Origin of the sequence: Bradyrhizobium sp. 191, from assembly GCF_023100985.1 — a bacterium.
GTDB lineage: Bacteria > Pseudomonadota > Alphaproteobacteria > Rhizobiales > Xanthobacteraceae > Bradyrhizobium > Bradyrhizobium diversitatis.
In genome coordinates, this window is sequence record NZ_CP064692.1 from 2,736,267 (window position 1) to 2,763,263 (window position 26,997).

The 26,997-nt window shown below is 66.1% G+C and carries 20 protein-coding genes; 9 read left to right on the forward strand and 11 right to left on the reverse strand.

The features are described 5' to 3' along the window. Nucleotides 1-50: 50 nt before the first annotated feature. Nucleotides 51-845: an rRNA adenine N-6-methyltransferase family protein gene (locus IVB23_RS12630; protein ID WP_247803778.1), complete on the reverse strand. Its 795-nt coding sequence runs from the start codon at nucleotides 843-845 to the stop codon at nucleotides 51-53. A 1-nt stretch (nucleotide 846) separates the two neighbouring features. Further along, nucleotides 847-4,311, reverse strand: coding sequence for an AAA family ATPase (locus IVB23_RS12635; protein WP_247803779.1), 3,465 nt, complete (start codon nucleotides 4,309-4,311; stop codon nucleotides 847-849). Nucleotides 4,312-4,447: 136 nt separating this feature from the next. Here IVB23_RS12635 and IVB23_RS12640 point away from each other — a divergent pair, with 136 nt between their 5' ends. The 4 genes from IVB23_RS12640 (at nucleotide 4,448) to IVB23_RS12655 (ending at nucleotide 13,211) form a co-directional block, all read left to right on the forward strand. Further along, entirely contained in the window at nucleotides 4,448-10,891 is a 6,444-nt protein-coding gene (locus IVB23_RS12640; RefSeq protein ID WP_247803780.1) for a non-ribosomal peptide synthetase, read from the forward strand. A 139-nt stretch (nucleotides 10,892-11,030) separates the two neighbouring features. Beyond that, nucleotides 11,031-11,201, forward strand: a complete 171-nt coding sequence (locus IVB23_RS12645; protein WP_165936361.1) for a hypothetical protein — start codon at nucleotides 11,031-11,033, stop codon at nucleotides 11,199-11,201. A 301-nt stretch (nucleotides 11,202-11,502) separates the two neighbouring features. Then, on the forward strand, nucleotides 11,503-12,234 hold the full coding sequence (locus IVB23_RS12650) for a 4'-phosphopantetheinyl transferase superfamily protein (protein WP_197967497.1): 732 nt from the start codon (nucleotides 11,503-11,505) through the stop codon (nucleotides 12,232-12,234). Then, nucleotides 12,231-13,211 carry an LLM class flavin-dependent oxidoreductase gene (locus tag IVB23_RS12655; RefSeq protein ID WP_197967498.1) on the forward strand — a complete coding sequence of 327 codons (981 nt, stop codon included), beginning with the start codon at nucleotides 12,231-12,233 and terminating at the stop codon, nucleotides 13,209-13,211. The genes IVB23_RS12650 and IVB23_RS12655 overlap by 4 nt, the downstream gene beginning before the upstream one ends. A 247-nt stretch (nucleotides 13,212-13,458) precedes the next feature. On the opposite strand, the gene IVB23_RS12660 is transcribed toward IVB23_RS12655, so the two are convergent. The 3 genes from IVB23_RS12660 to IVB23_RS12670 form a co-directional block, all read right to left on the reverse strand. After that, complete coding sequence (locus IVB23_RS12660) at nucleotides 13,459-14,484, reverse strand: histone deacetylase family protein (RefSeq protein ID WP_247803781.1); 1,026 nt, start codon at nucleotides 14,482-14,484, stop codon at nucleotides 13,459-13,461. A 132-nt stretch (nucleotides 14,485-14,616) separates the two neighbouring features. Beyond that, nucleotides 14,617-15,558 carry an SMP-30/gluconolactonase/LRE family protein gene (locus IVB23_RS12665; protein WP_247803782.1) on the reverse strand — a complete coding sequence of 314 codons (942 nt, stop codon included), beginning with the start codon at nucleotides 15,556-15,558 and terminating at the stop codon, nucleotides 14,617-14,619. Next, a complete protein-coding gene (locus tag IVB23_RS12670) occupies nucleotides 15,515-17,587 on the reverse strand; it encodes a PQQ-dependent sugar dehydrogenase (protein WP_247803783.1) in 2,073 nt (690 codons plus the stop codon). The genes IVB23_RS12665 and IVB23_RS12670 overlap by 44 nt, the downstream gene beginning before the upstream one ends. A gap of 204 nt (nucleotides 17,588-17,791) precedes the next feature. Here IVB23_RS12670 and IVB23_RS12675 point away from each other — a divergent pair, with 204 nt between their 5' ends. Both IVB23_RS12675 and IVB23_RS12680 read left to right on the forward strand, forming a co-directional pair. Next, nucleotides 17,792-18,025 carry a hypothetical protein gene (locus IVB23_RS12675; RefSeq protein WP_061879376.1) on the forward strand — a complete coding sequence of 78 codons (234 nt, stop codon included), beginning with the start codon at nucleotides 17,792-17,794 and terminating at the stop codon, nucleotides 18,023-18,025. A 9-nt stretch (nucleotides 18,026-18,034) separates the two neighbouring features. Next, the gene (locus tag IVB23_RS12680; RefSeq protein ID WP_247803784.1) at nucleotides 18,035-18,211 is read left to right on the forward strand and encodes a hypothetical protein; all 177 of its coding nucleotides are present in this window, start codon (nucleotides 18,035-18,037) and stop codon (nucleotides 18,209-18,211) included. A 41-nt stretch (nucleotides 18,212-18,252) separates the two neighbouring features. Here the strand turns inward: IVB23_RS12680 and IVB23_RS12685 are convergent, their stop codons facing one another. Beyond that, the gene (locus tag IVB23_RS12685; RefSeq protein ID WP_247803785.1) at nucleotides 18,253-19,131 is read right to left on the reverse strand and encodes an enoyl-CoA hydratase-related protein; all 879 of its coding nucleotides are present in this window, start codon (nucleotides 19,129-19,131) and stop codon (nucleotides 18,253-18,255) included. 104 nt (nucleotides 19,132-19,235) lie between these two features. Between IVB23_RS12685 and IVB23_RS12690 the strand changes: the two genes are divergently transcribed. Both IVB23_RS12690 and IVB23_RS12695 read left to right on the forward strand, forming a co-directional pair. Next, entirely contained in the window at nucleotides 19,236-20,825 is a 1,590-nt protein-coding gene (locus IVB23_RS12690; RefSeq protein WP_247803786.1) for a gamma-glutamyltransferase, read from the forward strand. Between the two features lie 156 nt (nucleotides 20,826-20,981). Further along, the gene (locus IVB23_RS12695; protein WP_247803787.1) at nucleotides 20,982-21,212 is read left to right on the forward strand and encodes a hypothetical protein; all 231 of its coding nucleotides are present in this window, start codon (nucleotides 20,982-20,984) and stop codon (nucleotides 21,210-21,212) included. Between the two features lie 51 nt (nucleotides 21,213-21,263). Here IVB23_RS12695 and IVB23_RS12700 read toward each other — a convergent pair whose 3' ends face one another. Genes IVB23_RS12700 through IVB23_RS12715 form a run of 4 tightly spaced genes read right to left on the reverse strand, consistent with a single transcriptional unit; the run spans nucleotide 21,264 to nucleotide 24,724 of the window. After that, entirely contained in the window at nucleotides 21,264-22,547 is a 1,284-nt protein-coding gene (locus IVB23_RS12700; protein WP_247803788.1) for an FAD-binding oxidoreductase, read from the reverse strand. A 12-nt stretch (nucleotides 22,548-22,559) separates the two neighbouring features. Further along, nucleotides 22,560-23,291, reverse strand: coding sequence for an amino acid ABC transporter ATP-binding protein (locus tag IVB23_RS12705; protein ID WP_247803789.1), 732 nt, complete (start codon nucleotides 23,289-23,291; stop codon nucleotides 22,560-22,562). Continuing rightward, nucleotides 23,288-23,941: an amino acid ABC transporter permease gene (locus IVB23_RS12710; protein ID WP_061879382.1), complete on the reverse strand. Its 654-nt coding sequence runs from the start codon at nucleotides 23,939-23,941 to the stop codon at nucleotides 23,288-23,290. Before IVB23_RS12710 ends, IVB23_RS12705 begins: the two co-directional genes overlap by 4 nt. A 24-nt stretch (nucleotides 23,942-23,965) precedes the next feature. Then, the gene (locus tag IVB23_RS12715; RefSeq protein WP_061879415.1) at nucleotides 23,966-24,724 is read right to left on the reverse strand and encodes an ABC transporter substrate-binding protein; all 759 of its coding nucleotides are present in this window, start codon (nucleotides 24,722-24,724) and stop codon (nucleotides 23,966-23,968) included. A gap of 179 nt (nucleotides 24,725-24,903) precedes the next feature. Here IVB23_RS12715 and IVB23_RS12720 point away from each other — a divergent pair, with 179 nt between their 5' ends. Further along, nucleotides 24,904-25,542, forward strand: a complete 639-nt coding sequence (locus tag IVB23_RS12720; protein WP_247803790.1) for an XRE family transcriptional regulator — start codon at nucleotides 24,904-24,906, stop codon at nucleotides 25,540-25,542. Between the two features lie 154 nt (nucleotides 25,543-25,696). On the opposite strand, the gene IVB23_RS12725 is transcribed toward IVB23_RS12720, so the two are convergent. Beyond that, complete coding sequence (locus IVB23_RS12725) at nucleotides 25,697-26,962, reverse strand: D-amino acid dehydrogenase (protein ID WP_247803791.1); 1,266 nt, start codon at nucleotides 26,960-26,962, stop codon at nucleotides 25,697-25,699. Nucleotides 26,963-26,997: the final 35 nt, after the last annotated feature.

A 26,997-nucleotide genomic window follows, 5' to 3' on the forward strand; every position in this document is an offset into this window, starting at 1 on the left:
TGGCGCGTTGGAAACTTGCGATCGCAATCAAGGTAAAATGAAACGAAGCATTAGCCATCCGCCGGCAGGCCCTGCGCGAGGCTGCGAAAGCGCAGCGGTGCCAGGGCTGATGCTCGCTGCCACCAGTCGGCGACGCGGTCGTCGAGGGCGGTCGTGCCGCGGCCCTGGCCGGGAAAGATCCGGATCTGCTGGATTGCCTCGGCTTCAAACCCCCTGCCCTTGCGCGTGATCCTGAGGGCTGCGCCTTCGCGATCCCGCTGCGTCAGCGGGACCAGGAGGCGGCCGCGCGGACGGAGCGACTGCAGCCAGAGCGGGTGCGGCTGCGGGAAGCCGGCATGTACGATGATCACGTCGGCGGGTTCGCCGACGTCCTTGCATCCGTCGCCGTTGACGACCGTGACGTTGCGATATCCGTGCAAGTGGCTCGCCGCTCGGGCCGCGAGCCGCTCGTCGCATTCGATCGCACGTACGCTGCCCCTTGGACCGACCATCTTCGACAGCACGGCGGAGAAATAGCCAAGTCCGCAGCCGATCTGCACGACGCGGTCCCTCTCCCTGACGTCGAGAATGTCGATGAGATGCGCCCACAGGCTCGGCAAGCCGGTGTCGAGCTTGCGGCGGGCGTCGATCGCGACCAGCACATTGTCGTAGAGATGAACGGGATCCGCGTCGGGCGTCAGCCGGTAGCTGCGCGCCGCCTCGCTCTTGATGCGCCAGGGCCCCCTCGACAGAAAATCCTCGCGCGGAACAGTGGCGAGCGCCTCGAGCAGGCGGGGCGAGGAAATCCGCTCGCGCCTGGCAATCCGCTCCACGTAGCGCGCACGCGCGGCGGCAAGATCGCGCATGTCACAGATCGGCCTGTTCACGCGCGGGCGTGTCGGTCCCGAGTTCGGCCACGAGCTGCATCGCCTGCTTCAGGTCCGGCGTGTAAAAACCCTCGCTGAACTTGCCCACGACCGGCGCGAGCAGGAGACTTGCGTGCTCGCGCCTGCCGGCTTCGAGCGACAGGCGCGCGAGGCTGACGGCGGTGCGAAGCTCCCAGGACAGCGCACCCTGCTTGCGCGCTGTCGCCAGCGACTGGGCGAACAGCTCCTCGGCCTCCTGCACCGAGGCGGGATCGCCATCCGACAGGATGATCTCGCCTTGAAGGCGATAGACCTCGGCGAGGTAGGAATGATCACCGGTCCGCCGCGCGGTTGCGAGCGCGCCGTCCAGCGCACGCAAGGCGGCATCCCGCATCCCGACCTTGGCGTAGGCTTCCGCGAGCAGGCAGCGGAACCAGCAGCCGGCGAGCCAGGAATCCATCGCCTCGTACTCGTCGAGGCCGAAGCGCATCTGGCTGAGGCCTTCGTCGGTCTCGCCGAGCTGCGTCAGCGCCCAGCCGCGCAGGATCGTCGCCTGCTGCTTCCAGTGCAGGAAATTGTGCTCGCTGGCGATGATCATGGCGCGGTTGGCGTGGTCGCGCGTACCCTCGACGTCGCGCAGATGCTGGCAGAGATAGGCGCCGAACACGAGCGCGAAGGCGAGCGTGAAGGGATGGCGGATCTTCTCGGCATTGGCGATCGCCTGCTCGCTGTGCTGGCGCGCCGCGTCAGGCCGGCCGAGGAACCAGAGGAGATAGCCGAGATAGGACCGCGAGACGACGCCGGGATCGGTGCCGTGCCGCTCCATCAGGTCGGAGTGCAAATCGGGGCTGTAGAGATTGATGCAGCGGTGCAAATGATGCTGTGAGGCGGCAAAGCGGCCGCGATAGAGCATGGTCATCGCGATCGCACGGTGCGCCTCGATCAGATAGCCGGTCTGCTGCGCCGGCTGCGAACGCTCGCTCAGCCGCTGCCGCTTGGCGAATCTCAACAGCTCGACGCTGAGATCGTGCGCGCGGGTGAGATCGGCGCGGATGAAATGGCACACCCAGAGTCCGCGAGTGGCTGCGAAGACCTTCTCGTCATCATCGAGCTGATGGCCGAGCTCCAGCGCGCGGATGTAGTTTTCCTCGACTTCCTGCACCGCATAGCCCTTGGCGGCAATCAGCGAAATGCCCAGTGCGATGCGCAGCTCGAGCTCCATCTCGTCGGCCCCCGGTATGCCCGCGCTGGCGTGCACGACGCTGAGGCCGCGGCGCAGATGGCCGATCGCCTCCAGATTGGCGCCGCTCCTCGCCGCCTGCTTGCCGGCCTTGAGCCAAAAATTGGCGGCGCCCTCGCTCTGGCCGGATTCGGTCAGGTGATGGGCGAGCAGCTCCGGCTCGCGCTCGGACTTCTCCGGATACATTTCGGAAAGCACCTGGACGATCCGGGAGTGCAGCTTGCGCCGCTCGCTGTGCAACAGGCTCGCATGCGCGGCGTTCTGGATCATCACGTGCTTGAAGGAGTAGAGCGCGTCCGGTGGATGGCCGCGGCGCATGATCAGCCCGGCCTCCTCCAGATGATTGAGTGCCGCCACGATCTGCTCGGCCGGCGTGTTGGCGACGGCGCGCAGCGTCTCGTAGGAGAACTCGCGACCTATCGTGGCGCCGATCTGCGCGATCCGCTTGAACGGTCCCATCCGGTCGAGCCGCGCCATCAGCGAGTCGGTCAGGGTTGCCGGGATTGCGAGCTGCCGCCACGGCCCGGACAGCACATAGCGCCCGTGCCGCTCGGTCAGCAGGTCGGATTCGAGAACCGTCTTGGTCAGCTCTTCCAAAAACAGCGGCACGCCGTCGGTCTTGACGATGATCTCCTCGACGACCTCCTTGGGCAGCTCGCGTCCCGCCACGCGCTCGACCAGCGTCGTGCGCAATTGCCGGCTCAGGCGGTTCAGGACCACGGTGGTGATGTGTGAATGCGCGTTCCAGCTCGGCTGGAATTCGGATCGCGCGGTGATGATGACCAGGATCGGCCGGTTCTGCACCCGGTCGACCAGAAGGTCGATCACCTCGCGGGACGTCGGGTCGATCCAGTGCAGGTCCTCGAACGCGATCACCAGCGGCATCTCGCGCGCAAGGCCGAGGAAATGGTTGACCAGCGCCACGACGGTCGCATCCTTCTGCTGCCGCGGTGACAGTTCGAGCGGCGGATAGCGGTCTCCGGTCGGTATCGACAGCAGCGCGGCAAGCAGCGGCGTGACCTGCTCGATGTCGCCATGAGCGGCGGCGATCGCGGTCTCGAGGCTCGCCAGCGACAGCGCGGACGACTCCTCGCGATCGAGGCCGAGGGAGAATTTGAGCTGGTCGACGAACGGATGGAACGCCGTGGAGGTGTAGTAAGGCGAGCATTGGAGCGAGACTTGTCCATGGCGGTCGCCCGATATCCGCTCGAAGATTTCCTGGATGATGCGCGACTTGCCGATGCCGGGCTCGCCGAACTTGACCACGACCTGACCGTCGCCGTCCTTGGCCTGCTGCCAGCGCCCCATCAACAGCGCGATCTCCTCCTCGCGGTTGACGAGCGGCGTCAACCGCGAGCCCCTGGCGGCGGCGAAGCGGGTCTCCACCCGCGAGGCGCGCACCACGTGCCAGGCCTGTGCCTTCTCGGGGATCCCCTTCAGGACATGGACGCCGAGATTGCGGTAGTCGAACTTCCCCTTCAGCAGCGACTGCGTCGAGGCCGAGATCACCACGCCATTGGGCGGCGCCAGGGCCTGCAGGCGCGCAGCGAGATTGACGGTCTCGCCGACCGCGGAGTCGCGTTCTTCGGTGCCCTGCCCGACGAGGTCGCCGACCACGACGAGGCCGGTCGCGATCCCGATACGGACGGCGGGTGAATGGCTGAGCGCACCGCGCTGCTCGACCGCGTGCGCCGTCGACAGCACCCGCACGATCTCGAGCCCGGCGCGCACCGCGCGTTCGGCATCGTCCTCATGTGCGGTCGGATAGCCGAAATAGACCAGGATACCGTCGCCGACGAAACGGGCGGCAAAGCCCTCGTAATGCTTGACCACGCGAACGCAGGTTTCGCGGAAGCCCGCAATCATGTCGCGGACGTCTTCGGGATCGAACTGCGCGGACAGCGAGGTGGAATCCACCATGTCGCAGAACATCGTGGTGAGCTGGCGCCGCTCGGCTCCGACCTCTGCCCGTGCTTGCGGACGCACCGCCTCGACTGGCGCCTCCGCCGTTTCCGCTTGAAACAGCGCCGCCATCGCCCGCTGGATCCGCTTGCGATCGCCGAGCGGCAATCCGAGTTCGACCAAGTCGGATTCGGTCAGGTCCCCGATCACGTCGAGATCGAGACGGTGCTGCGCGAACAGATCGGTGTAGTGACCGAGGCCGATACCGTCGAGCCAGCGCTTCAGCTCGCCTTCCGTCCCGGTGCCCGGCTCATTCTCCAGCATGGTGATTCTGCCCGACCAGCACTCCGTCGAAGGGCTCTGGAGCCCCTCAACCACAGATTTTGGGGCTCAAACTTCACCTCAGACTGGACGCGTTCCCCAACTTCTTGGAAGAATAGCCCAATCGGATCAAAAGGGAATGGCGTTGTCGGACATTGCATCCGGAGCAGACGGAGGATCAGCCGGTGCCACGGCCGAAACGAAGATATTCGCGCATATCAGCGGACTTCTCGAATTCTACACGCGCAGGACGCCGGCGGCGGCCGCACTCATCGCCCCTGGCCGGCCGGTTCTCACCTACCGCGCCTTGGGCGACCGGACGCAGGATCTGATCCGCACGCTGCGCGGGCTCGGCATCGCGCCTGCGGACCGCATTGCAGTTGCACTGCCGCGTGGCGCCGACAGCGCGTTGGCATTGATCGCGGTCGCGTCGGCCGCCGTATGCATCCCCGTCAGTCCGGATCTGACGGCGGACGAGCTGCAACGCTATTTCAGCGAATTGAAGCTGGCGGCGCTCGTGACTTGGGCCGACATGAACTCGGCGAGCCGCGACGTCGCCAGGGCGCTCGATATCGCGGTGATCGATTTCGTGCCGGGGCCGGAAGACGATCTCGGCGGTTGCGCGTTCATCGGCCCCTCGGTCGGACCAGCGAGCACCAATGGTCCCTCGCGCGGGGACGACGATGCGTTCATCCTGTTGACATCAGGCACGGCGGCGCGGCCGAAGATGGTGCCGCTGACGCATCGCAATGTCTGCCTGTCCGCTTACAATGCCGGCCATGTGCTGTCGCTCACGTCGCGCGATCGCCTGCTCAACGTCCTGCCGCTGTTTCATGCCCATGGCTTGATCTCCGGCCTTCTCACGGCGCTGGCCGCGGGCTCCAGCGTGATCTGCACCGACGGCTTCGATTCTTCGTCCTTCTTCGGCTGGATGCGGGAGCTGCAACCGACCTGGTACACGGCGGTGCCGACCATTCATCGCGCATTGCTGACGGCGGCGGAGGCGAACCCGGACCGTGCCCGGTCGTCGTCGCTGCGCGTGATCCGCTCGGCCTCGGCCTCGCTCGCGCCTGCGATTCTTCGAGGGCTGGAGGCGACGTTCGGCGTTCCCGTGCTGGAGACCTACGGGATGACGGAAGCGGCCTCGCAGATCGCGGCCAATCCGTTCGAGCTGCGCAAGGTCGGATCGGTCGGCCGCGCCGCCGGCCCCGAGATCGCGATCATGGACGAGACCGGCCGCACGCTTGCAAGCGGGGCGCGCGGCGAGATCATGCTGCGCGGGCCCAACATGAGCCGCGGCTATTATAATGACGAGGCGGCGACGCGGGCTGCGTTCCGCAATGGCTGGTTCCGGACCGGCGACCTCGGCTATCTCGATGCCGACGGCTATCTCTTCATCGTCGGCCGCATCAAGGACGTCATCAACCGCGGTGGGCAGAAGATCTCGCCGCTGGAGGTGGAAGAAGTCCTGCTCGGCCACCCGGCGGTGCTAGAGGCCGGCGTGTTTGCCGTGCCACACTCGAAGCTCGGCGAGAACGTCGCCGCCGTCGTGGTGCTCCGGCCGAATTCCGAGGCCACGTCCGACCAGCTGCGCAAGTTCGCACGAAAGCGGCTCGCAGCCTACAAGGTACCGAGCCTGATCCGCAGCGTCGCGGCACTGCCGAAGGGCGCCAGCGGCAAGGTCAAACGCGGTGCGCTGGCCGGACTGATTGCAGCAGTGGACGGCCGTGACGAGACCCGGCTGCCGCGCAATGCGATGGAGACCCAGCTCGCCGAAATCTGGGCTGGTCTGTTGGAGCTGCCGCAGCTCGGCGCCGACCAGGACGTCTTCGCGCTCGGCGCCGACTCGCTCGCGGTGACGCAGATGCGCTCGCGCCTGCGCGAACGCTTCAATGTCGAGTTCTCGTTCGAGGACATCTTCGATTGCACCACGGTCGTAGCACTTGCGGCGCGGATCGAAACCGCCGCAAGCCGGCGCGAGGCGGCGCTGCCGGCCTGGCGCCCCGCTGCGGGCGCAGACGCACCGCTGTCGTTCCAGCAGCAGCGGATGTACGTCCTCTCGCGGCTCGACCCGACCCGCTACAATTACAATGTCGTCGAAGTTGCGCTCCTCGACGGCCCGGTCGACGGCGCCGCGCTTTCTGCGAGCCTCACTGCGATCTGCACACGCCATGAGGCGCTGCGCACAATCTTTATCGAACGTCGGGGCGAGCCGGTGCAGCTTGTGCTGTCATCGCCGCCGCAATTCGCGCGCGTCAAGCTCAAGCCCTGCCCTGCCGGCAAGCGGCTCGCGGTTGTCCGGCGCGAGGCGCTCAAGCTCGCGCAACATCCGTTCGACCTGGCTCACGAGCCGCCGCTGAAGGTCACGTTGCTGTCATTCAACGGGAACAGCCATGCGCTGTTGGTCAACGTCCATCATCTCGTCACCGACGGCTGGTCGCAGCGGCTGTTCTGGGAGGAGCTCGCCGTCCACTACGCCGCGGCACGCAAGACGCACCCGGCCGCGCTGCCTCCGCCTGCGTTCCAGTATCGCGACTTCGCGCTCTGGCAGCAGAGCTGGGCGCAGACACCGGCGGCGAAGGAGCAGCTCGATTATTGGAGGGCCCAGCTCAACGGCGTCACCACGCTGCCGCTGCGAACGGACCGGCCCAGGCCGGAGGTCTGGAGCGGTCACGGCGCGCGCCACTATCTCGAATTTTCCAAGACGCTGTCGGGCGACCTGCGCGCACTGAGCCAGAGCCAGGGCGTCACACCGTTCATGACGCTGCTGGCGGCCTTCCAGTGCCTGTTGTTCCGCCACACCTCGCATGAGGATGTCGCGACCGGCTCGCTGATCGCCAACCGCAACCAGATCGAGAGCGAGCGCCTGATCGGGCTGTTCGCCAACACCCTGGTCCTGCGCAACGATTTCAGCGGCGATCCGAGCTTCGGCGAGATGTTGCGGCGGGTGCGACAGGTCACGTTGGACGCCTACCGCAACCAGGACCTCCCGATCGAGGAGGTGTTGCGCACGCTCCAGATCGCGCGCCGCAGCGACGGCAATCCGCTGTTCCGGATCATGTTCATCCTCCAGAACGCCTCGATCGAGGCGGCACGTTTTCCCGGCCTGTCGGCACGGCGGCTGGAAATCGATCCGAAGGTGGCGCGCTTCGACATCACGCTCGAACTGGTCGAGGCCGATGGCCGCTTCAGCGGGTTCTTCGAATACGCCACCGATCTGTTCGACGCCGCGACGATCGCAGGCATGGCCGCCCAGTTCAGGACGCTGCTCAAGGCCGTCATCGCCAATCCGGAACAGCGCATCTCGCGCCTGCCGCTGCTGACCGAGGCCGAACGCCGGTTGTTGCTGGCGAAGGGCCGGGGCGTGCCGGCCAATTTCACCACGCGCGGCAATTTGAACGAACGCTTCGCACGCCAGGCGAGGAAGACGCCGAACGCTATCGCGGTGTCGGACGGCCGCACGTCCCTGAACTATCGCGAGCTGGCGCACCGCAGCCTGGCGGCCGCGCGCTGGCTGGCCCGTGAGGGCATCGGCGTCGAGAGCGTCGTCGCCTTGCTCGCGGAGCGCGGGCCCGACCTGCTCGCCGCGATGATCGCGGTGCAGCGCGTCGGCGCGGCCTTCCTCAATCTCGATCCCGACCAGCCGACCGCCCAGCTCACGACCATCCTCGGATCGAGCTGTGCCCGCGTGTTGCTGACCGGACGGGCTCAGTCCGCCATGGTCGAGGCACTGCTCGAGCCGCTGGTCGAACGCATGCAGGTGGCCGCGCTCGAAGACGCGATCGCGTCAGGGGTGACCAAGCCCGCTCGCGCCGCACCGCGGGCCGCCTCCAGCCTCGCCTATCTCGTCTATACGTCGGGCTCCTCCGGCGCGCCAAAGGGCGTCATGATCGAGCAGCGCGGCCTGTCGAACCACCTCGCTTCGCTGATCTCCGAGCTCGACCTCTCCGCCGGGGACGTGATCGCGCAGACCGCGCCGCAGAGCTTCGTCATCTCGGTCTGGCAATTCCTCGCCGGGCCGATGGTCGGCGCGCGCGTGCATGTGTTGGGCAACGCGATCGCGCGGGACCCGATCCTGCTGGCACGGGAGATCGAGCGTGAGGGCATCACGGTGCTCGAGATCGTGCCTTCGCTGCTGCGCGTCATTCTCGATCGCCTGGAGGAAGTGCCGGTGCTGCGCGCCTTCTCCAGGTTGCGGCTCCTGATCTCTACCGGAGAGCCACTGCCCGTCGAGCTCTGCCACGCCTGGTTCGCCCGCTGTCCGAAAGTGCCGCTGATCAATGCCTATGGCGCGTCGGAATGCTCCGACGACGTCTCCCTGCATCGCCTGACCAAGGCCCCGGCGGTCGCGACGGGCAACGTTCCGGTCGGAGCGCCGCTGCCGAACACCCAGCTCTACGTGCTCGACGCAAACCTCCAGCCGCAACCGATCGGCGTGACCGGCGAGCTCTGCATCGGCGGTGCCGGCGTCGGCCGCTTCTATGTCAACGATCCCGCGCAAAGCCGGCAGCGCTTCCTCCCCGATCCGTTCTCGCGCCAGCAAGGCAGCCGGCTCTACCGGACGGGCGATCTTGCCCGGCGCCGCGCCGACGGGACGATCGAATGCCTCGGCCGTGCCGACCACCAGGTCAAGATCCGTGGCCATCGCATCGAGCTCAAGGAGATCGAGAGCGCGCTTGCCGAGCATCGAAGCGTGCGCGCCGCCATCGTCGAACCGCGCCGCGAGGCGAGCGGCGATATCAGGCTGATCGCCCATATCGTCGCAAAGCCCGGCAGCCGGAGCAGCGCCAGCGAGCTGCGCGAATTCCTGAAAGCCAGGCTGTCGGCCCACGCCATTCCGTCCGCCTTCCTGTTCCTGGATCAGGTGCCGCTCAACGCCCATGGCAAGATCGACCGCACCGCGCTGCTGGCCTCCGCCCCGCCGGAAACGTCCGGGCCGGACGCGGCCGTGCCGGCGCGGCGCTTCACCGAAAAGGTACTCTCCGACATCTGGGTCGACCTGCTGAAGCTCGAGAGCATCGGTGTGACCGACAATTTCTTCGATCTCGGCGGGCATTCGCTGCTGGCTGGCCAGGCGATGGCGCGCGTCGCCCGCGCGCTTGGCGTGTCGCTGCCGATCAAGACCATCTTCGAGGCACCGACGATCGAGGAACTCGCTCGGCGGGTCGACGAGGCCGTGGCGGCGAAGCCGCACAAGCCTGCCGCAAGCATGCCGCGATTGGCTGCGAGCGGGCCTCCTGCGCTTTCCATCGCGCAGGACCAGATGCTGCGGATCGAGCGGAATCTGCCGGAGCTGCCGTTGTTCAACCTGCCCTTCGCCTTCCGTCTAGAGGGCCCGCTCGATCCGGCCGCCCTGGCAAAGGCGATAGATGATGTCGTGCGCCGGCACGAATCGCTGCGGACCGCGTTCACCTGGAACGGCGAGGAGCCCGAAAGCCGCACCGTCGCGCCTCGCGCCCTTGGCCCTGTCATGACCGTCGAGACGATCGGCGACGGTCAACACCACAACAACAAGCGGCGCAGGGCGCTCGAACTCAGGAAGATCGATCTCCTGATCGAGCAGGAGACCTATACGCCGATCGACACCACGCGCGCGCCGCTGCTGCGCGCCCGGCTGTTGCGGCTCCACGACGACGACCACGTGCTCTTGCTGACGCTGCATCACGCCGTTGTCGACGGCTGGTCGATCGGCGTGCTGTTCGAGGAATTGTCGAGCCGGTATGCGGCGCTGGCCGGATATCCGTCGGTGCCCCTGCCGAAGCCGCCAGCGCCTTATTCAGCCGTCGCACGCTGGCAGCGCTGGTGGTGCGATACCGACGCCGCCCGCCGCCAGGCGTCCGACTGGACGGAGAATTTGCGTGGAGCGGGCCCGGTCTTCGACGGCGAAGCGCGCCCGGGCGCATCCACCGGGCACCATCCGGTCAGCCTCGAGCGTGACCTGGTCGGCCGGCTCACGGCGCTCGCCGGCCGGCACAATTGCACGCTGTTCATGTGCCTGCTCACCGGCCTGAAGGGCATGCTGCTGGCGCGGACGGGCCGCACCGACATCGCGGTCGCGACCGCCATGGCCAATCGTGCCCAGCCTGACACCGACCGCATCATCGGCCCGTTCGAGAACACGGTGATCGTCCGTACGACAATCACGCCGGAGCTGTCGTTCGCGCGGGCCCTGGTGCGGGTGCGCCAGAGCGTGCTCGACGCGCATGGGCGGCAGGAGCTGCCGTTCAGCATCCTGGCCGACCATCTGGAGCAGGAGGGGATCGATCCGGCCTCGCTGCTCCAGGTCTATTTCACGCTGCAGAATCCACTGCGCCAGCCCCTCGATCTGCCGGATCTCGCGACAGAATCGATCGGCAACATCGCGCGCGAAGGCCAGCCGGTGCTGCCGATCGACCAGACCCGGCTGTCGCTGATGCTCAAGGAGCGGCCGACCGGCATCACCGGCTCATGCAACTACAAGCGCGAGTTGCTCGAGGGCCGAATGGTCGGCGAGTGGATGGAGGATCTCGTCGCGCTGCTGACGGCGGCCGTCGCGCAGCCCAACACGCCGCTCGGCCGGTTACTCGCTCGCAGGGCAGCATGAGCGGGTTACGTCGCGGACGAGTACGGATTCACGTGCGAAGGCTGTGAATGATCAAGTTGCGTCTTGATTATTTGGCGTCGCCGCGCAAGATTATTCCCGCGCTTCGATTTGGACGATTGTTTTCAACCGGGGGAATATTATGGGTTTCGTCAAATTTACCAAGGGCACCTCGTTGAGCGACAAGGATCGCAAGGCCCTCCAGAAGCTGCTGACCAACGAGAAAAAGAAGCTGCAATCCGCGCTGAAGGACGTCGACGCCAGCCTTTCGATGCTGGGCGGATCGAAGAAGACCAAGAAGAAAAAGAAGTAGAATTCGCCGGCCGGGAGGCCGCAGCAATCTCCAGACTTCAACGTTCGAGCTTCAGTTCTCGGACTTTGGATTTCAGTCTTTGACTTTCGGCCTTTAATTTTCGGCCTTTGGTTTTCGGTCGTGGGCCGCTCGCTGATCGAGTTGGGGTCTCGCACAAGCTTGCGCCTGTAAACCGGCCTGCAAATCGACAAGAATTCGCCTGGGTGGACCGTTAGGAACGGTCCTCTTGGTGATTCTTGCGCAGTTGAATCTTCCGTCAGGACCGGGGATTTGGCCTCGCCTGACGTCATGGGCCCAAGTGATGGCGGACGACAGAATTGAACTCTTTGTCGGGCTGATCGAGACCATTGACAGGCCGGGCGCGGTCGAGGCGTGCCGGCGTCTGCTCTCGGTCGACGAACGAGCCCGGGCCGATCGCTTCATGTTCGAGCGGCACCGGCGGCAATACATCTTCGCACACGCCATGTTGCGCCTCGCACTATCGCAGGTCGCGCGCAACGTCGCGCCCTCCGACTGGTCCTTTGCCGCGGGCCGCTATGGGCGGCCGTTTGTCGCAGCGCCGGTCAGTTCGACCCCGCTGCATTTCAGCCTGTCGCATGCCGACGGATGCGTCGCCTGCGTGGTGTCGCGGCATGAGGCCGTCGGGGTCGACGTCGAAACCGTGTCACGGCGCGTCGCCCCGCTGTCCACCGCGCTCCGCTTCTTTGCGCCGGAGGAAGTCGAAACGCTGCGCGGGCTGCCCGAGCCCGCGGCCATCGAGCGCTTCTTCGACTATTGGACGCTCAAGGAGGCCTATCTGAAGGCCAGAGGCTTTGGACTCAATTTGCCGCTCGACGCCTTCGCGATGCAGGTGTCGAGCAAGGCCATCGAGATCAGCTTCAAGCCCGACATCGCCGACGATCCGGACGGCTGGCGCTTCTCGCTGTGCTCGCCATCGCCCTCGCATCGCCTCGCGATCGCCGACGGCTCCCGTGCGGACGGCGGCCTTCCCATCAGCCACCATGCCTGGCCGCTCCAGCAAGCGGCTGAATGATGCCGCCGCGGCTGCGCGTCTTTCCGGCGATTTCACGCAACCGCGATCCCAAGGCCTATGTCGGCGAGCAGATGCGGGTGGCCGGGTTCGCCGACCGCAACGGCTTCGAAGGCATCCTGCTGTTCGAAGGCAATGACGTGTTCGTCGAGCCCTGGGCGATGGCCCAGCACATCATGGCAGAGACGACGCGGAGTTCGCCGCTGATCGCCGTCAATCCGCTCTACATGCACCCGTTCACGGCCGCAAAATTCGTTTCGTCCTTCGCGCAGCTCTACGGCCGCAAGGTCTATCTCAACATGATCACGGGGACGGCGGTCAGCGACTTGCAGGGACTGGGCGACGACCAGTCGCATGCCGATCGTTACGTTCGGCTCGGCGAATACGTCGCGCTGATGCGCCAGTTGCTGGCAAGCCCGCGACCTGTGAACTTCGCGGGCCGGTTCTACCGCGCCAGCAATCTGCAACTTCGTCCGCGCCTGCCCGCGGAGCTGATGCCGGAGTTCCTGATCGCCGGCCAATCCGAGGCGGCCCAGCGCGTCGCGGAGGAGACCGGCTGCATCAAGATGCAGATGCTGCCGCCCGACCTCGATCGCGGGCTCGACGCAGCAGGCATGAGCTTTGGAATTTTCGCGCGCGCGGACCGCGACGAGGCCCGGCTGGCCGCAACGGCGCGCTTCCGCGACAATCAAGATGATCGCGAGCTGCTCGCGCTCACGGTGGAGAACAGCGACTCCGTGTGGAAGCGCCGGCTCCATGAGGGGCAAAGCGGCGAACTTCAGGACAACGGCTACTGGCTGCTGCCGTTCCTGACCTTCCAGGCCGACTGCCCCTATCTCGTCGGCAGCTACGAAGAGATCGGCGCGAAGCTGAAGCAGTTTTCGGCGAAAGGCCTGACCACGATCATGCTCGACATGGTCGCCGACGAGTCCGAGATGCAGCACGTCCGCAAGGCGCTCGCGGCGAGCGGGATGTTTTGAAGCCTTCTCCCTCTCACGCGAGCGGCAATCGCATATGAGGAAACGCGGCAGGAAACTCGCTTGCGGCCATCCTTCGAGACGCCCGCCTCCGGCGGGCCCTCAGGATGAGGGCGCATTTTGCGGCGAGATATCAGACCCTCATGGTGAGGAGCCCGCCAAAGCGGGCGTCTCGAACCATGCAGGCCCGGCCGGCACCCCCACTGTCATATGCGATAGCCCTGCTCGCTTGCGGGGAGAGGCGGACGCCTCACCTTGCTTCTTCGAATCCTGCCAGCACCGAGGTCAGGTTCGCGCCGAGGATATCCGAGAGATAACCGCCCTCCTGCACGAACACGGTCGGCAGGCCCATTTTCGCGATGGCCTGGCCGATGCGGCGGAAGCCGGGCGTGGTGACGGCCAATCCCTTCAGTGGATCGTGCTCGGAGGCATCGAGACCGAGCGCGATGACGAGGGCGCCCGGCGCAAACGACTCGATCGCCTTGCGCGCGAGGTCCAGCGCCTGAATGTAGCCGTCATCGCCGGTGCCGATGGTGAGGGGAATGTTGAGATTGGCGCCGAGACCGGGGCCTTCGCCGCGCTCATGCGCATAACCCCACACGAAAGGGTAATAGGCGGTCGGATCGGCATGGATCGAGATCGTGTAGACGTCGGACCGGGCATAAAAGATGCCTTGCGTGCCGTTGCCGTGATGGACGTCGACGTCGAGGATCACGACGCGCTCGTGCTTGAGCCGCAGATGCGCGGCGGCGATCGCGCTGTTGTTGAGAAAGCAGAAGCCGCCGGCCATGTCGCGATAGGCGTGATGGCCGGGCGGACGGCACAGCGCGTAGGTCGCGTCCTCGCCGTCCATCACCATCTGCGCGGCGGTGACTGCGACATCGGTCGCGGCACAGGCCGCCGCCCACGTGCCCGGCCCGATCGGCGCCGCGGTGTCGGCAGTGTGCCAGCCGAGCTTGCCGACGATGTGGGTGGGATAGGTTGCGGCATGGCGCACCGGATGGATGTTGCCGATCATCTCCGGACCGGAATCGCCGAGCGCCGTCCAGGCGTCCCAGGCTTCGCTCAGGAACGACAGATATTCCGGACTGTGAATGCGCGCGCGCGGCCCCTGCCCGAACCTGGTCGGCTCGACCAGTTGATGCTTGCCGTCCTTCAATCCCTTGAGCAGGCGGTCGGCACGCTCGGGCTGCTCGGTGGTGCGCTTGACGACACCGCGAACAAGGAAGAATTGCGGATCGTGGCTGCGGTGCAGTTCGGTATGGACGGCTTTCACTCAAACACTCCGTGGTCGCATGCTCTTGAGGGGTGCCACAGATGTCTTGATGCCTGCGACCGCCCGATGCAAGCAAGAAGAATGCCGCACCCATCGCGCGGCTCTGCGCCGGAAGCAGATCGCCCGTGACGCTCAGCAACGCCCGCGCTGAAGGCAGTGCTCGCGCCCCTGCTGGTCGGTGCGGAAGGACTCGATGAAGCCGCCCTGGCGCTGGGTGACGAAGACAGTCTTGCCGTCGCTGCCGCCGAAGGCGAGGTTGGTCGGCTCCTTGCCCTTCAGCGCGATCTCCCGCTCGACGGCGCCACTGGGCTTCACCAGCGCGATCGTGCCCTTGAGAATGCGCGCGACATAGAGACGGCCGGCAACGTCGGTGCGCAGACCGTCGACGGTGTCGGGCTGAAACGACTTGACGAGTTTTGCAGCCGTCAGCTCGTTGCCACTGATCGCATAGGACCAGATCTGACCGCTGCTGGATTCGCCGACATAGAGCGTCTTGCCGTCCGGACTGAGATCGATGCCGTTGGTGGTGCCCATCGCGCGCGGCGCAGCCATGACCTGGCCCTGCACCGTGCCGTCGGCTCCCTTCGCGATGCGCCAGACGTATCCTTCGCGGCCCTTCCAGTTCGGATCGCTCGCATAGATCGTGCCGTCGCGGGCGATGGTGATGTCGTTGGGCTGGTTCATCTCCTCGGAGTGAAACCAGACGGCCGGCTTGGTCGCGCCCTTCGGGATCGCGAAGATATTGTGCTTCTTGTAGTCGGCAATGAACATGGTGCCGTTCCGATCGAAGCGGATCGCGTTGCCGACACTGCCTTCGGGGAGCACCGTGAACGGCTCCGACGCCGCGCCGCCGGCCGGCAGCCTGCCGATGGTGCCGGGCTTGCCGAGATTGACCACGAAGAGGTTGCCGTCGATGTCGGCGGCGGGCCCTTCGATGCCGAACGTGTATTCTCCCGCAGGCGTCACCTGCACGCTTTCGAACAGCCTGGTCTCGGCCCGGGCGGACGCGGTCGCAATGACGAGAACAACGCTACCGCACAGGCACCAGAAATTCCTGCCGGATGTAATAGCCATCGTCGTCGGTGCACTCGCCGTTCAGATAGGGATCGGCCGGCCGGAAGAATCGGCTGAAGCCGGGTTTGTCTACAGCGCTCCTTTGTGTCACGACAACGACCTTGGCGGCCGGTATTTCGCCGCATTCCTTGTTCGTCCTGCCGTAGAACTTACGCTGCGGCGGACCCGACTTGATCCGCATCCGCGTGCCCGGAACCATGTTCGCGACGAGCAGATCCGCCGCATCCAGCAGACGTTTGTAGCCGGGCTCGGTCTTCGGCAGGCTCTCGCCGCCCGGCGGCATCAGCTTCTCCGCGCCAAGGCCGCGCAGGCGCGTGCGCAGCTTGCCGGCGTCGGGATCGCCCGGATAGATCCAGCCGTCTTGCGACAGCATGAAGCGCAGCACGGCCCCGTCCTTCTCCGTCTCCGATTGACCCGGCGCCAGGCCGAAATCCGCGTGACAGCCGACACAATGCTTCTCGACGAGGCCCTTGCGCAGCGTGGTGAGCCGGGCGCTGTTCTGCGTGTCCCTGGCGACGAAGGCCGCGAGCTGGTCGATCATGGGCTGGCTGCGCATGTCGCAGGGTAGCGGCTGAGGCGCATCGCCCGTGGCGCGATCGATCCGGATCACGGTCTTGTTCTTGTCTTCGACCAGCCAGATCGCGCCGTCCTCGGCGACCGTCATGCCGACGGGCGCACCTTGCGGCCGGGCGCCATTGACGCGGTGCCAGCCTGCAATCAGCTCCTCGAACGGCGCGGCAGCGACTTCGCCGACATCGGTCTGGAAGCTGCGGGTCGGGTCGGCGGCGCAACTGACGTGATAGCGCACCGGCGCCGGGGCAGGTTTGGGGAAGCCGTGATCGTCGACGTCATAGACGAGCAGGCGGCTGCCGGTCGGGCGATAGCCGTGCAGGCCGACCAGCAGCTTGCCTTCGAGTTCCGGGAATTTGCCGCCGTGATAGTACAGCATCGCGAGCGGCGCGCCGTGCGGCGGCAGCAGCGAGAACGGCGCCTTGTAGAGCGCATTGGCCGTGCAGAGCGATTTGTAAATCCCCGATTGCAGCACTCGCCTGAATTCGGGACTCGGCGTCGACAGGTCGTAGCAATAGGGCCAGCCATAGTGCCGGCCCTGCTCGATCGCGTTGATCTCCTCGTTCGGCTTGAAGATGTCAGGCAGATCGCGACCGTTCTCGCCCTGCAGGAAGGCGTAGCCGGCGTCCGGAAACATCGGGTGCAGCGCCAGCGCCATCGAATTGCGCAGGCCGCGCGCATAGACGGTGTGCGGCGGGTCGGGATCGCCAGGCTTCAAGGCCGGAAACACACCGCCCGCCGGCGGCGTGAACAGCCAGATCGAGGCCAGCGCCGACGCGCCCTCGGCCGCCGCACAGGGTTTTGTGATCGGCGAGGGCGTGACGCAGTCGTCGCTGTGCGAGCCGACATTGACGAACAGCCGGCCGTCGCGATCGAACACAAACTGCTTGAGCGGGTGCGCGCTCTCGTCGAGCCTGGTGCCATCCGGCAGCCTGATCCGCCGGCCGGGCAGGTGACGAATGATGGTCTCCACCGTGCTCCGCGGATTGTCCGCAAGCGGATCGAACCGGAAGATCGCCTCCGGGGTCGAGGCATAGAGCTTCTTCTCCGGGCCGATGACGAGGCCGAACGGATACTCGATTCCGGTCAGCAGCTCCTTGAAACGCCGCCCCTGTGGCGCGTGCGGGTCGAGCAGCAGCAGTCGTCCATCGGCGTGACCCCAGCCGCCCATGTCGACCACGACGAACAGGTCGCGGCCGGGTACCTGGACGACCGAACGCGGAAATTCGAGATGATCCTCCTCGCTGGCGACGAGCCCGGCGCAGAATCCCGTCTTCATGTCGATCTGAATCCTGGGAAAAGCGAGATCGCCGCTGCCGCAAACGTCCGTGCCGATCGCATAGCCGCTCTTTCTGACCGGTTCGGAAGAAGCCGGGGCAAAGGCGAGCAGCGCGCCGGCGACGGCCGCCGCAAACACGCGCAGGCTTCGGCGTTCGCTCAGGAATGTGAACTGGCTCACGGTGCCCCGACCTTCCCGGAGAACTTTGTTCCATGTCGCCGGAACGCCGTCCAGTTGATCATCACCCGCCTGTGATAAAACCTGTAGCGGCTTCCGCGGCGACCAACCTCCGTAGATTCCCTTACCGGGCTCGACCCGAATGTTTCGCAAATGCCTGGGGTGGTATCGATATGCCATCCCGATCGCTTTCTACAGGAGGCGCACATGGTCCAGGTCTATTTCCACTGCTCCAATACCGAGGGCACGCTGATCGACCGCTCCGGCGCCGCCGTGTCCAATCTCACCGAGGCCCGCGACCATGCCGCCCAGATCATGCGGTCGATGATCCTGACGCCGAGCAGCGAAGATTGGCGCGACTGGGTGATTCACGTCAGCGACGATGACGGCGAGGAGATTTTCGATCTCCCGTTCACCGCCATTCTCGGCAAGCCGCATTGAGGTGATGCCATGTTGCTGTCGTCACTGAACCTGCTCCGCCATCCCCTGACCTTCGTCGCCACCAAATGGCAGACGCTGATCCGGGTCGCGGGCAACCCCTACCGCCCCGAGCTGCACTACATGCGCGGGCCTGGCCCGAAATGGCACGCCAAGCATCCGGCGAGCCGGCTGGACCGCATGCGCTGAGGCGGCGCTTTCGGCGCTTTTTCACACATCTGTATTTTTCGTTATGGCCGGGCTTGTCCCGGCCATCCACGTTTTCGGATGCGGATATGAAGACGTGGATGCCCGGGACAAGCCCGGGCATGACGAGATTGGGGAGCAGCCCCGCACCTCACCGCCCGGTAAACATCGCCTTGCGCTTCTCGATGAAGGCATTGCGGCCTTCGATGGCGTCCGCGCTCTTGCGGATCGTGGCCTGGAGCTCGATCTCGCGGCGGAACTGCGCCTCGTAGGTCGCATGCTCGCTCTCCTCGACCAGCGCGCGTTGCCACCAAGGCGCGCGTCGGACCATCAGCCAGACGGCGTGCCAGCGTCAGCGCCTCCTCCATCAGCTTGGCATCGTCGACGACCTTCCGCACCAGGCCGATCTCCTGGGCACGTTCCGCCGTCAGCGGCTCGTTCAGCAGCATCAGCTCGAGCGCGCGCTGCCGGCCGACCAGCCGCGGCAGCAGCCAGGTCGAGCCGAGATCGGGCACCAGCGCGATGCGGCTGAACACCTGGATGAAGCTTGCCGACCGCGCCGCGACGATCATGTCGCCAGCCATCGCCAGACTGAAGCCGCCGCCGGCCGCCACGCCATTGACGGCGACCACGACGGGCACGCGGCACTCGCGCAAGGCCTTGAAGGCCGGCCAGTAGAAGCGCATGACGCCGGCGGCGATATCCTCGCCGAGCGCCTCCGATGCCTTCAGGTTCTGGCCCGAGCAGAAGCCGCGCTCGGCCCCGGTCAGGATGAGGGCGCGGACGTCCTCGTTCGTCGTCATCTCGGCGAGGGCGGCGGCGAGCGCGCCGAGCAGGTCCGGCGTCATTGCGTTCAGGCTCGCCGGCTCGTCGAGGGTCAAGATCCCGACCGCGCCATCCCGCGCCTGTTTCACACCTGCCATGTCGCTCCTCCCTTTTGATGTTCTCGTTCTCCGCAATGTGCCATGGTCCGCGCGCTCCGCCAATTGCGGAGCCTCGATCTCAACGCAGCACACAAGACGACATCATGCCTCACCAGTTCAGCCTCAACCAAACCGTCCGCAAGCCCGCCGTCAGATCCAAGGGCGGCATCGTCGCCTCGCAATCGCGGCGGGCGGCCGAGGTCGGCGCCGAGGTGCTGGCGGCGGGCGGCGACTGCGTGGACGCGATCGTGGCGACCACCATGGCGCTGAATGTGTTGGAGCCCTGGAATAGCGGCATCGGCGGCGGCGGTGCGATGGTGCTCTACCGCGCCAAGGAAAATCGCACTGAGGTGATCGACTACGGCATGTGCGCGCCACAGAGTCTGCGTGCTGCCGACTACCCGCTCAGCGGCGAAGGCGCAGCCTCCGATCTCTTTCCCTGGCCGCGGGTGAAGGACGATCGCAACATCCACGGCCCCGGTTCGATCGCCGTGCCTGGCGTCGTCGCCGGGATGGAAGAGGCGCATCGCCGCTACGCCAGAATGCCGTGGAAGGATCTGGTCGCGCCGGCAGCCAGCCTCGCCGGCGAAGGCCTGCTGGTCGATTGGTGGACCACGGTGACGATCTCGGGTTCGGCCGCCGATCTCAGGCGCTATCCCGCCAGCGCGGCGGCGTTCCTGAAGGACGGGCTGCCACCGAGCGCGCCATGGGGTATCAAGGCCGAGACGCGGCTGCCGCAGGATACGCTGAAGGCAACGCTGTCGCATCTCGCCGAGGCCGGACCGCGCGATTTCTACCAAGGCGATCTCGCCAGGAGCATCGCCTCCGACATCAAGGCTGACGGCGGTTCGCTGTCGGTCGAGGACCTCGCCGCCTTCCGCGCGCATTTGCGCGAGCCGCTGGCGATCCCGTATCGCGGCGGCAAGGTGTTTGCGACTCCGGAGCTCACGGCCGGCCCGACCATGGCGCATGCGCTACGCCTGCTGCAGCAGAATTTGAAGCCGGCAGGCACGCCGGACGCGGCCGCCTATGTCGAATATGCGCTCGCCTTGCAGGCTGCCTTCCGCGAGCGGCTCAAGGACATGGGCGATGCCGACGGCAAGCGCTCGCTCGGTGCCGAATATCTCGCGCCCGCCTGCACCACGCATTTCTCCGTGGTCGACCGCCACGGCAACATCGCGGCGGTGACGCAGACGCTGCTCTCGTCGTTCGGCTCGAGATACGTCACGCCGCACACCGGCATCGCCATGAACAACGGCATCATGTGGTTCGACCCGACGCCTGATACCACCAACTCGCTCGCGCCCGGCAAGCGCTGCCTCTGCAACTACACGCCTGTTATCGCGGAGACGAAGGATGGCAAGCGGCTCGCGGTCGGCGCCTCCGGCGGCCGCCGCATTCTTCCGGCGGTGACGCAGCTCGTCTCCTTTGCGATGGATTTCGGCATGGACCTCGATGCCGCCATTCACCAGCCGCGCATTGACGCCAGCGAGGGCGCGGTGGTGATCGGCGATGCGCGGCTGCCGGCGGAGGTGCGCAAAGCCCTGGCCGCGCGCTTCGACTATGAAGAGAGCCGCGTGCAGGCGTTGCCGCAGAAATTCGCTTGCCCGAGCGTGGTGATGCGCGAGGGCGACACGAATTCCGGCGCGGTCGAAATCTTCCAGCCGTGGGCCGAAGCGGTGGCGGAAGGCTGATGGACGCATCGCTGCGAGATGATGCCAGCACGCGTTGAGCCGATGCGCGCTTGCGCATCTGCGCGAGCGTCACGACTCCTCCACATTTGCAGGGAATTTGGCTGCACATCGTTCGTTCGTTGAACGGACAAGTGCGCTCGCCCACTGGAGGACACAATGAAGCAACTTGCGCTCGCCGCGTCGCTGATCGTTGCGGCTGGCCTCACACTCACCAGCCCCGCGTTGGCCAAGGGCGGCCACGGCGGCGGACACGGCCATGGTCATGGCCATGGCCACGCGATGGGCCATCATTACCATGGCACGCCGCCCGGATGGTACCATGGGCGCAAGGTCGGCTGGCGCGGTCACGGCTGCCCGCCCGGACTGTGGAAGCAGGGCCGCTGCTGACGCCATCTGCAATTCCTGAGAAGGCGCCGCCCGCACAAGGCGGCGCCTTTTTCATATGCCGAGTCGGTCCCGCACGCGGCCCGCAATCACGGCGGTCGTCACGCCGACCGGCCAGAACGCGTGCAGCGGGATCGGCTTGATGCCTGATATAGGCACGTCGATCTCCACCTTGGCGCCGCCGATCAGACGGCGGGCGAGCTGCGCGCCCATCGCGGTCGAGAGCGCGACGCCGCGGCCGTTGCAGCCGAGCGAGATCAGGATGTTCTCCGCGGGCTCGTGCACATGCGGATAGTGATCCCCGGTGATGGCGAGCCGGCTGTTCCAGCCATGGGTCCAGGCGACGCCCTTGAGCTGCGGCCAGAGCCGCTCCGCATAACGCATGAGATAGGCGACGTCATGCGGCGACTTGATCCAGCGCATCGGGCCGCGGCCGCCCATCAACAGACGGTTCTGCTGATCGATGCGGTAGTAGACGGTGATGTGGCCGCTCTCGTAGAGCACGGGACGGGTCGGCATGATCGAACGGGCGACCGCGTCGGAGAGCGGCGCGGTGGCAGCGATCGAGGAGAACACCGGCACGATGGTGCGGCGGAGCGCCGGCCAGAGATCGTCGGTGAAACCGTTGGTGGCGAGCAGGACTTTATCCGCATGCACGACCGCGCGCGGCGTCTCGATGCGCCAGCGATTGCCGTCGCGGCGCAACGACAGCGCCGGTGTCTCACCAAAAACCTTCGCCCCCGCCGAGATCGCCGCGCGCGCAAGGCCACGGGCGTAGCTGAGGGGATGCAGATCGCCGCCGCGCGTGTCCAGCATGGCACCAATGTAGCGGTCGGTGCCGGTCATCTCGCGCAACTGCTCGCGGTTCAGATAGGTCACCGGCATGCCGCGGCGGATGCATTGCTCCGCGGTGTTTTCGATCGCGGCGGCGCTGCTCTCATTGTAAGCCGCGCGCAGCGTGCCGCTCTGCCGCGCCTCGCACGGGATCTGGTAACGGCGGATCAAGTCGTGCGTGAAGTTGGTCGTGCCGTAGGCGAACGCGATCATGCGGCGACCGAGCTCGGGGCCGAAATGCGCCTCGATCTGATCGGGATCGTGCTTCAAGCCGGGATTGGTGTGGCCGCCGTTGTTGCCGGAGGCACCCCAGCCCGGCTCCTGCGCCTCCAGCACCAGCGCCTCGACGCCCTGCTCGGCGAGATGCAACGCGGTGGAGAGGCCGGTGTAGCCGCCGCCGATGATCGCGACCGAGACGCTCTTGTCGACGTCGAGCGGCGGCGTGGCCACAGGTGCGACGGCGGTGTCGGCATAGAGCGAGGGCGGCAAAGGCAGGCGCGTCATGGCGAAGACCGATCAGAGCGGATGCAGCACGCGGCGCAGGAAGTCCTGCGTGCGCGGATGCTGGGGCTGGTTGAGCAGCGCCTTGGCCGGCCCCTGCTCGACGATGATTCCGCCGTCGATGAACAGCACGCGGTCGGCGACGTCGCGGGCAAAGCCCATCTCGTGGGTGACCACGACCATGGTCATGCCGTCGTCGGCGAGCTTGCGCATGACGCCGAGCACGTCGCCGACGAGCTCGGGGTCGAGCGCCGAGGTCGGCTCGTCGAACAGGATGGCCTTGGGCTGCATCGCGAGCGCCCGCGCGATCGCGACGCGCTGCTGCTGGCCGCCGGAGAGCTGCGGCGGATGCGCATCGGCCTTCTCGGCGAGCCCGACCTGGGCGAGCAGCGTGCGGCCGCGCTTGAGCGCCTGCGCGCGCGACTCTTTCTTCACATAGAGCGGCCCCTCGACCACGTTCTCCAGCGCCGTGCGGTGCGGGAACAGATTGAAGCGCTGGAACACCATCGAGACCTGGGTACGAATGTCCACGATCGACGGCGCGTCGCGGTCGACCTTGAGGCCCTCGACGCTGATCTCGCCGCGGTCGTAGCTTTCGAGGCCGTTGATGCAGCGCAGGATGGTGGACTTGCCGGAGCCGGACGGGCCGATAATGCAGACCACCTCGCCCTTCTGGACGGAGGCCGTGATGCCCTTGAGCACCTCGACCTTGCCGAAGCTCTTGTGGACGTCGCTCAGCTCGATCATCGCTTGCCGGCCCGCTTCTCGAAGTGACGGACCAGCAGGATCAGCGGAATGCTCATGGTGAGATACATCAGCGCCACCAGCGTGAAAACGCTGGTGTTCTTGAAGGTCGAGGAGGCGATCAGCTTGCCTTGCAGCGCGAGCTCAGCCACCGTGATGGTCGAGGCCTGTGAAGAGTCCTTGAGCATCATGATCATGACGTTGCCGTAGGGCGGCAGAACGATGCGCACGGCCTGCGGCAGCACCACGCGGCGCATGGTGAGCCACCAGCCCATGCCGATCGACTGCGCCGCCTCGATCTGGCCCTTGTCGATCGCCTCGATGCCGGCGCGGAAGTTTTCCGCCTGGTAGGCCGAATAGGCGATGCCGAGCCCGAGGATCGCGGCCTGCAAGGCCGACAGCGTGACGCCGAGATCGGGCATCACGAAGTAGAGGTAGAACAACAGCACGATGATCGGGATGCCGCGGATCACGTTGATCAGGCTGGCGCTGAGCATCGACAGCGCCTTGATGCCGGAGACGCGCATCATCGCCCAGACGAGGCCGAGCACCGTCGAGAGCAGCAGCGAGCCGATCGTGACGACGATCGTCAGCGCGACGCCGTTCATCAGAATCGGGAAGAACTCGACGGCGTCGTGCCAGAAGCCTTTCATCGGGCAGCCTTCGGTGAGCCGTTATCAGCCCTGGGCCTTCAGGCCCCATTTATCCAGGATCTTGTCGATGGTACCGTTGGCTTTCAGCTTCGCCAGCGAGGCGTTGATCTTGCCGAGCAACGCGCTCTCGCCCTTGCGCACGCCGATGCCGACCGAGCCGACTGTGACCGGCTTGTAGCCGTCGACGAGGCGCACCTCGGGGAAACCGCCCTGCTTCAGATTGTAGGCGAGGATCGGATAGTCGGCGTAGCCGGCCTTGAGGCGGCCGGTGTTCACGTCGCGCAGGATGTCGGGGATGGTGTCGTAAGCCTTCACCTCGGCAAACAGGCCGGATTTTTTCAGCGCGTCGACGAAGGCGGTGCCGACCTGGGCGCCGACCGTCGTGCCTTTCAGATCCTCCTGCGTGGCGTAGGCCTTGGTGTCGGTCTTCGGCACCACGAGGCCTTCGCCGTAGCTGTAGATCGGGTCGGAGAAGTCGACGACCTCCTTGCGCGGCGGCGTGATGAACATCGCAGCCGCAATGATGTCGATCTTGCTCGAGGTCAGCGACGGGATCAGGGCCGAGAACTGCATCGGTTCGATCTGCACGTTGAACCCGGCATCCTTGCCGACCTCGGTGATGAGATCGACCATGATGCCCTGGATGGTGTTGGTCTTGGTGTCGAGGAAGGTGAAGGGAATGCCCGTCGGCGTCGAGCCGACCTTCAGCACCTGTTGCGCCGAAGCCGGCACCACGGCTGCAATTGCGAGTGCCGCGATCGCGGCCAGACCAAAACGCTTCATCGCATCCCCCTTTGGGCCCGGCCGGTAGCGGCGCTCGCGCATGTCGTGATCAGACGTTGCGAGCCAAGCCATTTCGGCCTATTTTCACCAATATGAAAATTTGGTCATACTTTCACGAACGATGCAAGCGGTTTTCATGCACATGAAGGAAGCGGTTTGACGTGAGCGGTGGCAAAAGAATGCGCAAACCGGCCGCCGCAAAGCCGGCTAACAAGGTGAAGGCCGTCGCCAAGCCGGCCGAGCCGGCGATGGACGTCGCCGTCGGCCGCCGCATCAGGGATCTCAGGCGGATCCGGCAATTCTCGCTGGAAACGGTCGCCGCGCGGACGGACCTGTCGATCGGCTTTCTCAGCCAGATCGAGCGCGGGCTGTCTTCGCCGTCGCTGCGCGTGCTGGCAACGCTCGCCGACGTGCTCGGCGTCGGCATCGCCGCGCTGTTCGGCGCGAGCCCGGGCGCCGACGGCGGCACCGACCAGGTGGTCACGCGCGGCCTGCAGCGCCCGGAGCTCAAGCTCTGGCGCACCGGCGTATCAAAACAGCTGCTGAGCCCGGCGAGTAGCGACAACAAGCTCAACCTGTTCCTGGTGTATCTGGAGCCCGGCGGCTCCACCGGCGACGAGCTCTACACCCATGATGGTGAAGAGGCCGGACTCGTGCTCGAAGGCGAGATGATGCTGACGGTCGACAGCGAGACCTGGTCGCTGCAGACGGGCGACAGTTTTCGCTTCGCGAGCCGAAGGCCGCACCGGTTTTCAAATCCGGCGAACGATGCGAAGGCCGTGGTGCTGTGGGTGAATTGCGTGACGGGGGCGGGGTGACTGCTCTCCCTCTCCCCGTTTTTACGGGGAGAGGGTTGGGGTGAGGGGCCGCTTCCGCAAAGACGGAACAGCGGGACTCGCGGAGGCTCCCCCTCACCCGGAATTTGCTGCGCAAATTCCGGCCTCTCCCCGCACGCGGGGAGAGGCGAAGAAATTACCCGAACCGGTGCTTGTACCGCTCCACCGTCAGCGCACTGACGTCGATCTCCGGCTTCCTGCCCGAAAGCATGTCGGCGAGCACGCGTCCCGAACCGCAGGACATGGTCCAGCCGAGCGTGCCGTGGCCGGTGTTGAGGTGGAGATTGGCGTATTGGGTCGGGCCGATCACGGGCGGGCCGTCCGGCGTCATCGGGCGCAGGCCGCTCCAGAACGTCGCCTTGGCGAGATCGCCGCCGCGCGGGAACAGGTCGGTCAGGGAATGATCGAGCGTGGCACGGCGCGCGTCATAAAGCTTGTCCGAGAAGCCCGAGATTTCGGCGGTACCGCCGACGCGGATGCGATCGCCGAGGCGCGTGATCGCGACCTTGTAGCTCTCGTCCATCACGGTCGATTCCGGCGCGCCGGAGGCGTCCTTGATCGGCACCGTGATCGAATAGCCCTTCACCGGATAGACCGGCAGCGAGATGCCGAGCGGGGCTGCCAGCCGCGACGACCAGCTGCCGAGCGCGAGCACGTAAGCGTCCGCCTGCAACAGGCCGGCGCTGGTCGCGACGCCGCTGACGCGGGCGCCCTCGGTGACGATGCGATCGATGCCGGTGTTGAACAGGAAGCGCACGCCGAGCGCCTCGGCATGCTTGGCGAGCGACTGCGTGAACATGTGACAGTCGCCGGTCTCGTCCTGCGGCAGGCGAAGGCCGCCGACGAACTTCTCCTTCACGCCGCCGAGCGCCGGCTCGACCGCGATGCAGCCCTCACGGCTCAGCACCTCGAAAGGCACGCCGTATTGCTTGAGCACAGCGATGTCCTCAGCCGTGCCGTCGAGCTGCGCCTGGTAGCGGAACAACTGCAGCGTGCCCTGCGCGCGATCGTCATATTGGATGCCGATGTCGCGGCGCAGGTCGCGCAGGCAATCGCGGCTGTATTCCGCGATCGGAATCATCCGGCTCTTGTTGACCGCGTAGCGCTCGCTGGTGCAGTTGCGCAGCATCTTGAGCAGCCAGACCCACATCACGGGATCGAGCTTCGGGCGGATCACCAGCGGGCCGTGCTTCATCAAGAGCCACTTGACCGCCTTCACCGGCACACCGGGGCCGGCCCAGGGCGAGGAATAGCCGGGCGACACCTCGCCGGCATTGGCGAAAGAGGTCTCCAGTGCCGGCTCCGGCTGGCGGTCGACGACCGTCACGTCATGGCCGGCACGAGCGAGGTAGTAGGCAGAGGTGACACCGATGACACCGCTGCCGAGGATCAGAACTTTCACGCTTCGTCAAACTCCCGCGGCATCACGCTCGCCGC

Excerpts from the sequence above, each read along its gene's own strand:
- IVB23_RS12700 (WP_247803788.1), bottom strand. The coding sequence starts at position 22,547 with ATGACGCGCCTGCCTTTGCCGCCCTCGCTCTATGCCGACACCGCCGTC.
- IVB23_RS12665 (WP_247803782.1), bottom strand. The coding sequence starts at position 15,558 with ATGGCTATTACATCCGGCAGGAATTTCTGGTGCCTGTGCGGTAGCGTT.
- IVB23_RS12630 (WP_247803778.1), bottom strand. The coding sequence starts at position 845 with ATGCGCGATCTTGCCGCCGCGCGTGCGCGCTACGTGGAGCGGATTGCC.
- IVB23_RS12640 (WP_247803780.1), top strand. The coding sequence starts at position 4,448 with ATGGCGTTGTCGGACATTGCATCCGGAGCAGACGGAGGATCAGCCGGT.
- IVB23_RS12635 (WP_247803779.1), bottom strand. The coding sequence starts at position 4,311 with ATGCTGGAGAATGAGCCGGGCACCGGGACGGAAGGCGAGCTGAAGCGC.
- IVB23_RS12715 (WP_061879415.1), bottom strand. The coding sequence starts at position 24,724 with ATGAAGCGTTTTGGTCTGGCCGCGATCGCGGCACTCGCAATTGCAGCC.
- IVB23_RS12675 (WP_061879376.1), top strand. The coding sequence starts at position 17,792 with ATGGTCCAGGTCTATTTCCACTGCTCCAATACCGAGGGCACGCTGATC.
- IVB23_RS12650 (WP_197967497.1), top strand. The coding sequence starts at position 11,503 with ATGGCGGACGACAGAATTGAACTCTTTGTCGGGCTGATCGAGACCATT.
- IVB23_RS12705 (WP_247803789.1), bottom strand. The coding sequence starts at position 23,291 with ATGATCGAGCTGAGCGACGTCCACAAGAGCTTCGGCAAGGTCGAGGTG.
- IVB23_RS12655 (WP_197967498.1), top strand. The coding sequence starts at position 12,231 with ATGATGCCGCCGCGGCTGCGCGTCTTTCCGGCGATTTCACGCAACCGC.
- IVB23_RS12720 (WP_247803790.1), top strand. The coding sequence starts at position 24,904 with ATGCGCAAACCGGCCGCCGCAAAGCCGGCTAACAAGGTGAAGGCCGTC.
- IVB23_RS12645 (WP_165936361.1), top strand. The coding sequence starts at position 11,031 with ATGGGTTTCGTCAAATTTACCAAGGGCACCTCGTTGAGCGACAAGGAT.
- IVB23_RS12680 (WP_247803784.1), top strand. The coding sequence starts at position 18,035 with ATGTTGCTGTCGTCACTGAACCTGCTCCGCCATCCCCTGACCTTCGTC.
- IVB23_RS12690 (WP_247803786.1), top strand. The coding sequence starts at position 19,236 with ATGCCTCACCAGTTCAGCCTCAACCAAACCGTCCGCAAGCCCGCCGTC.
- IVB23_RS12710 (WP_061879382.1), bottom strand. The coding sequence starts at position 23,941 with ATGAAAGGCTTCTGGCACGACGCCGTCGAGTTCTTCCCGATTCTGATG.
- IVB23_RS12685 (WP_247803785.1), bottom strand. The coding sequence starts at position 19,131 with ATGGCAGGTGTGAAACAGGCGCGGGATGGCGCGGTCGGGATCTTGACC.
- IVB23_RS12695 (WP_247803787.1), top strand. The coding sequence starts at position 20,982 with ATGAAGCAACTTGCGCTCGCCGCGTCGCTGATCGTTGCGGCTGGCCTC.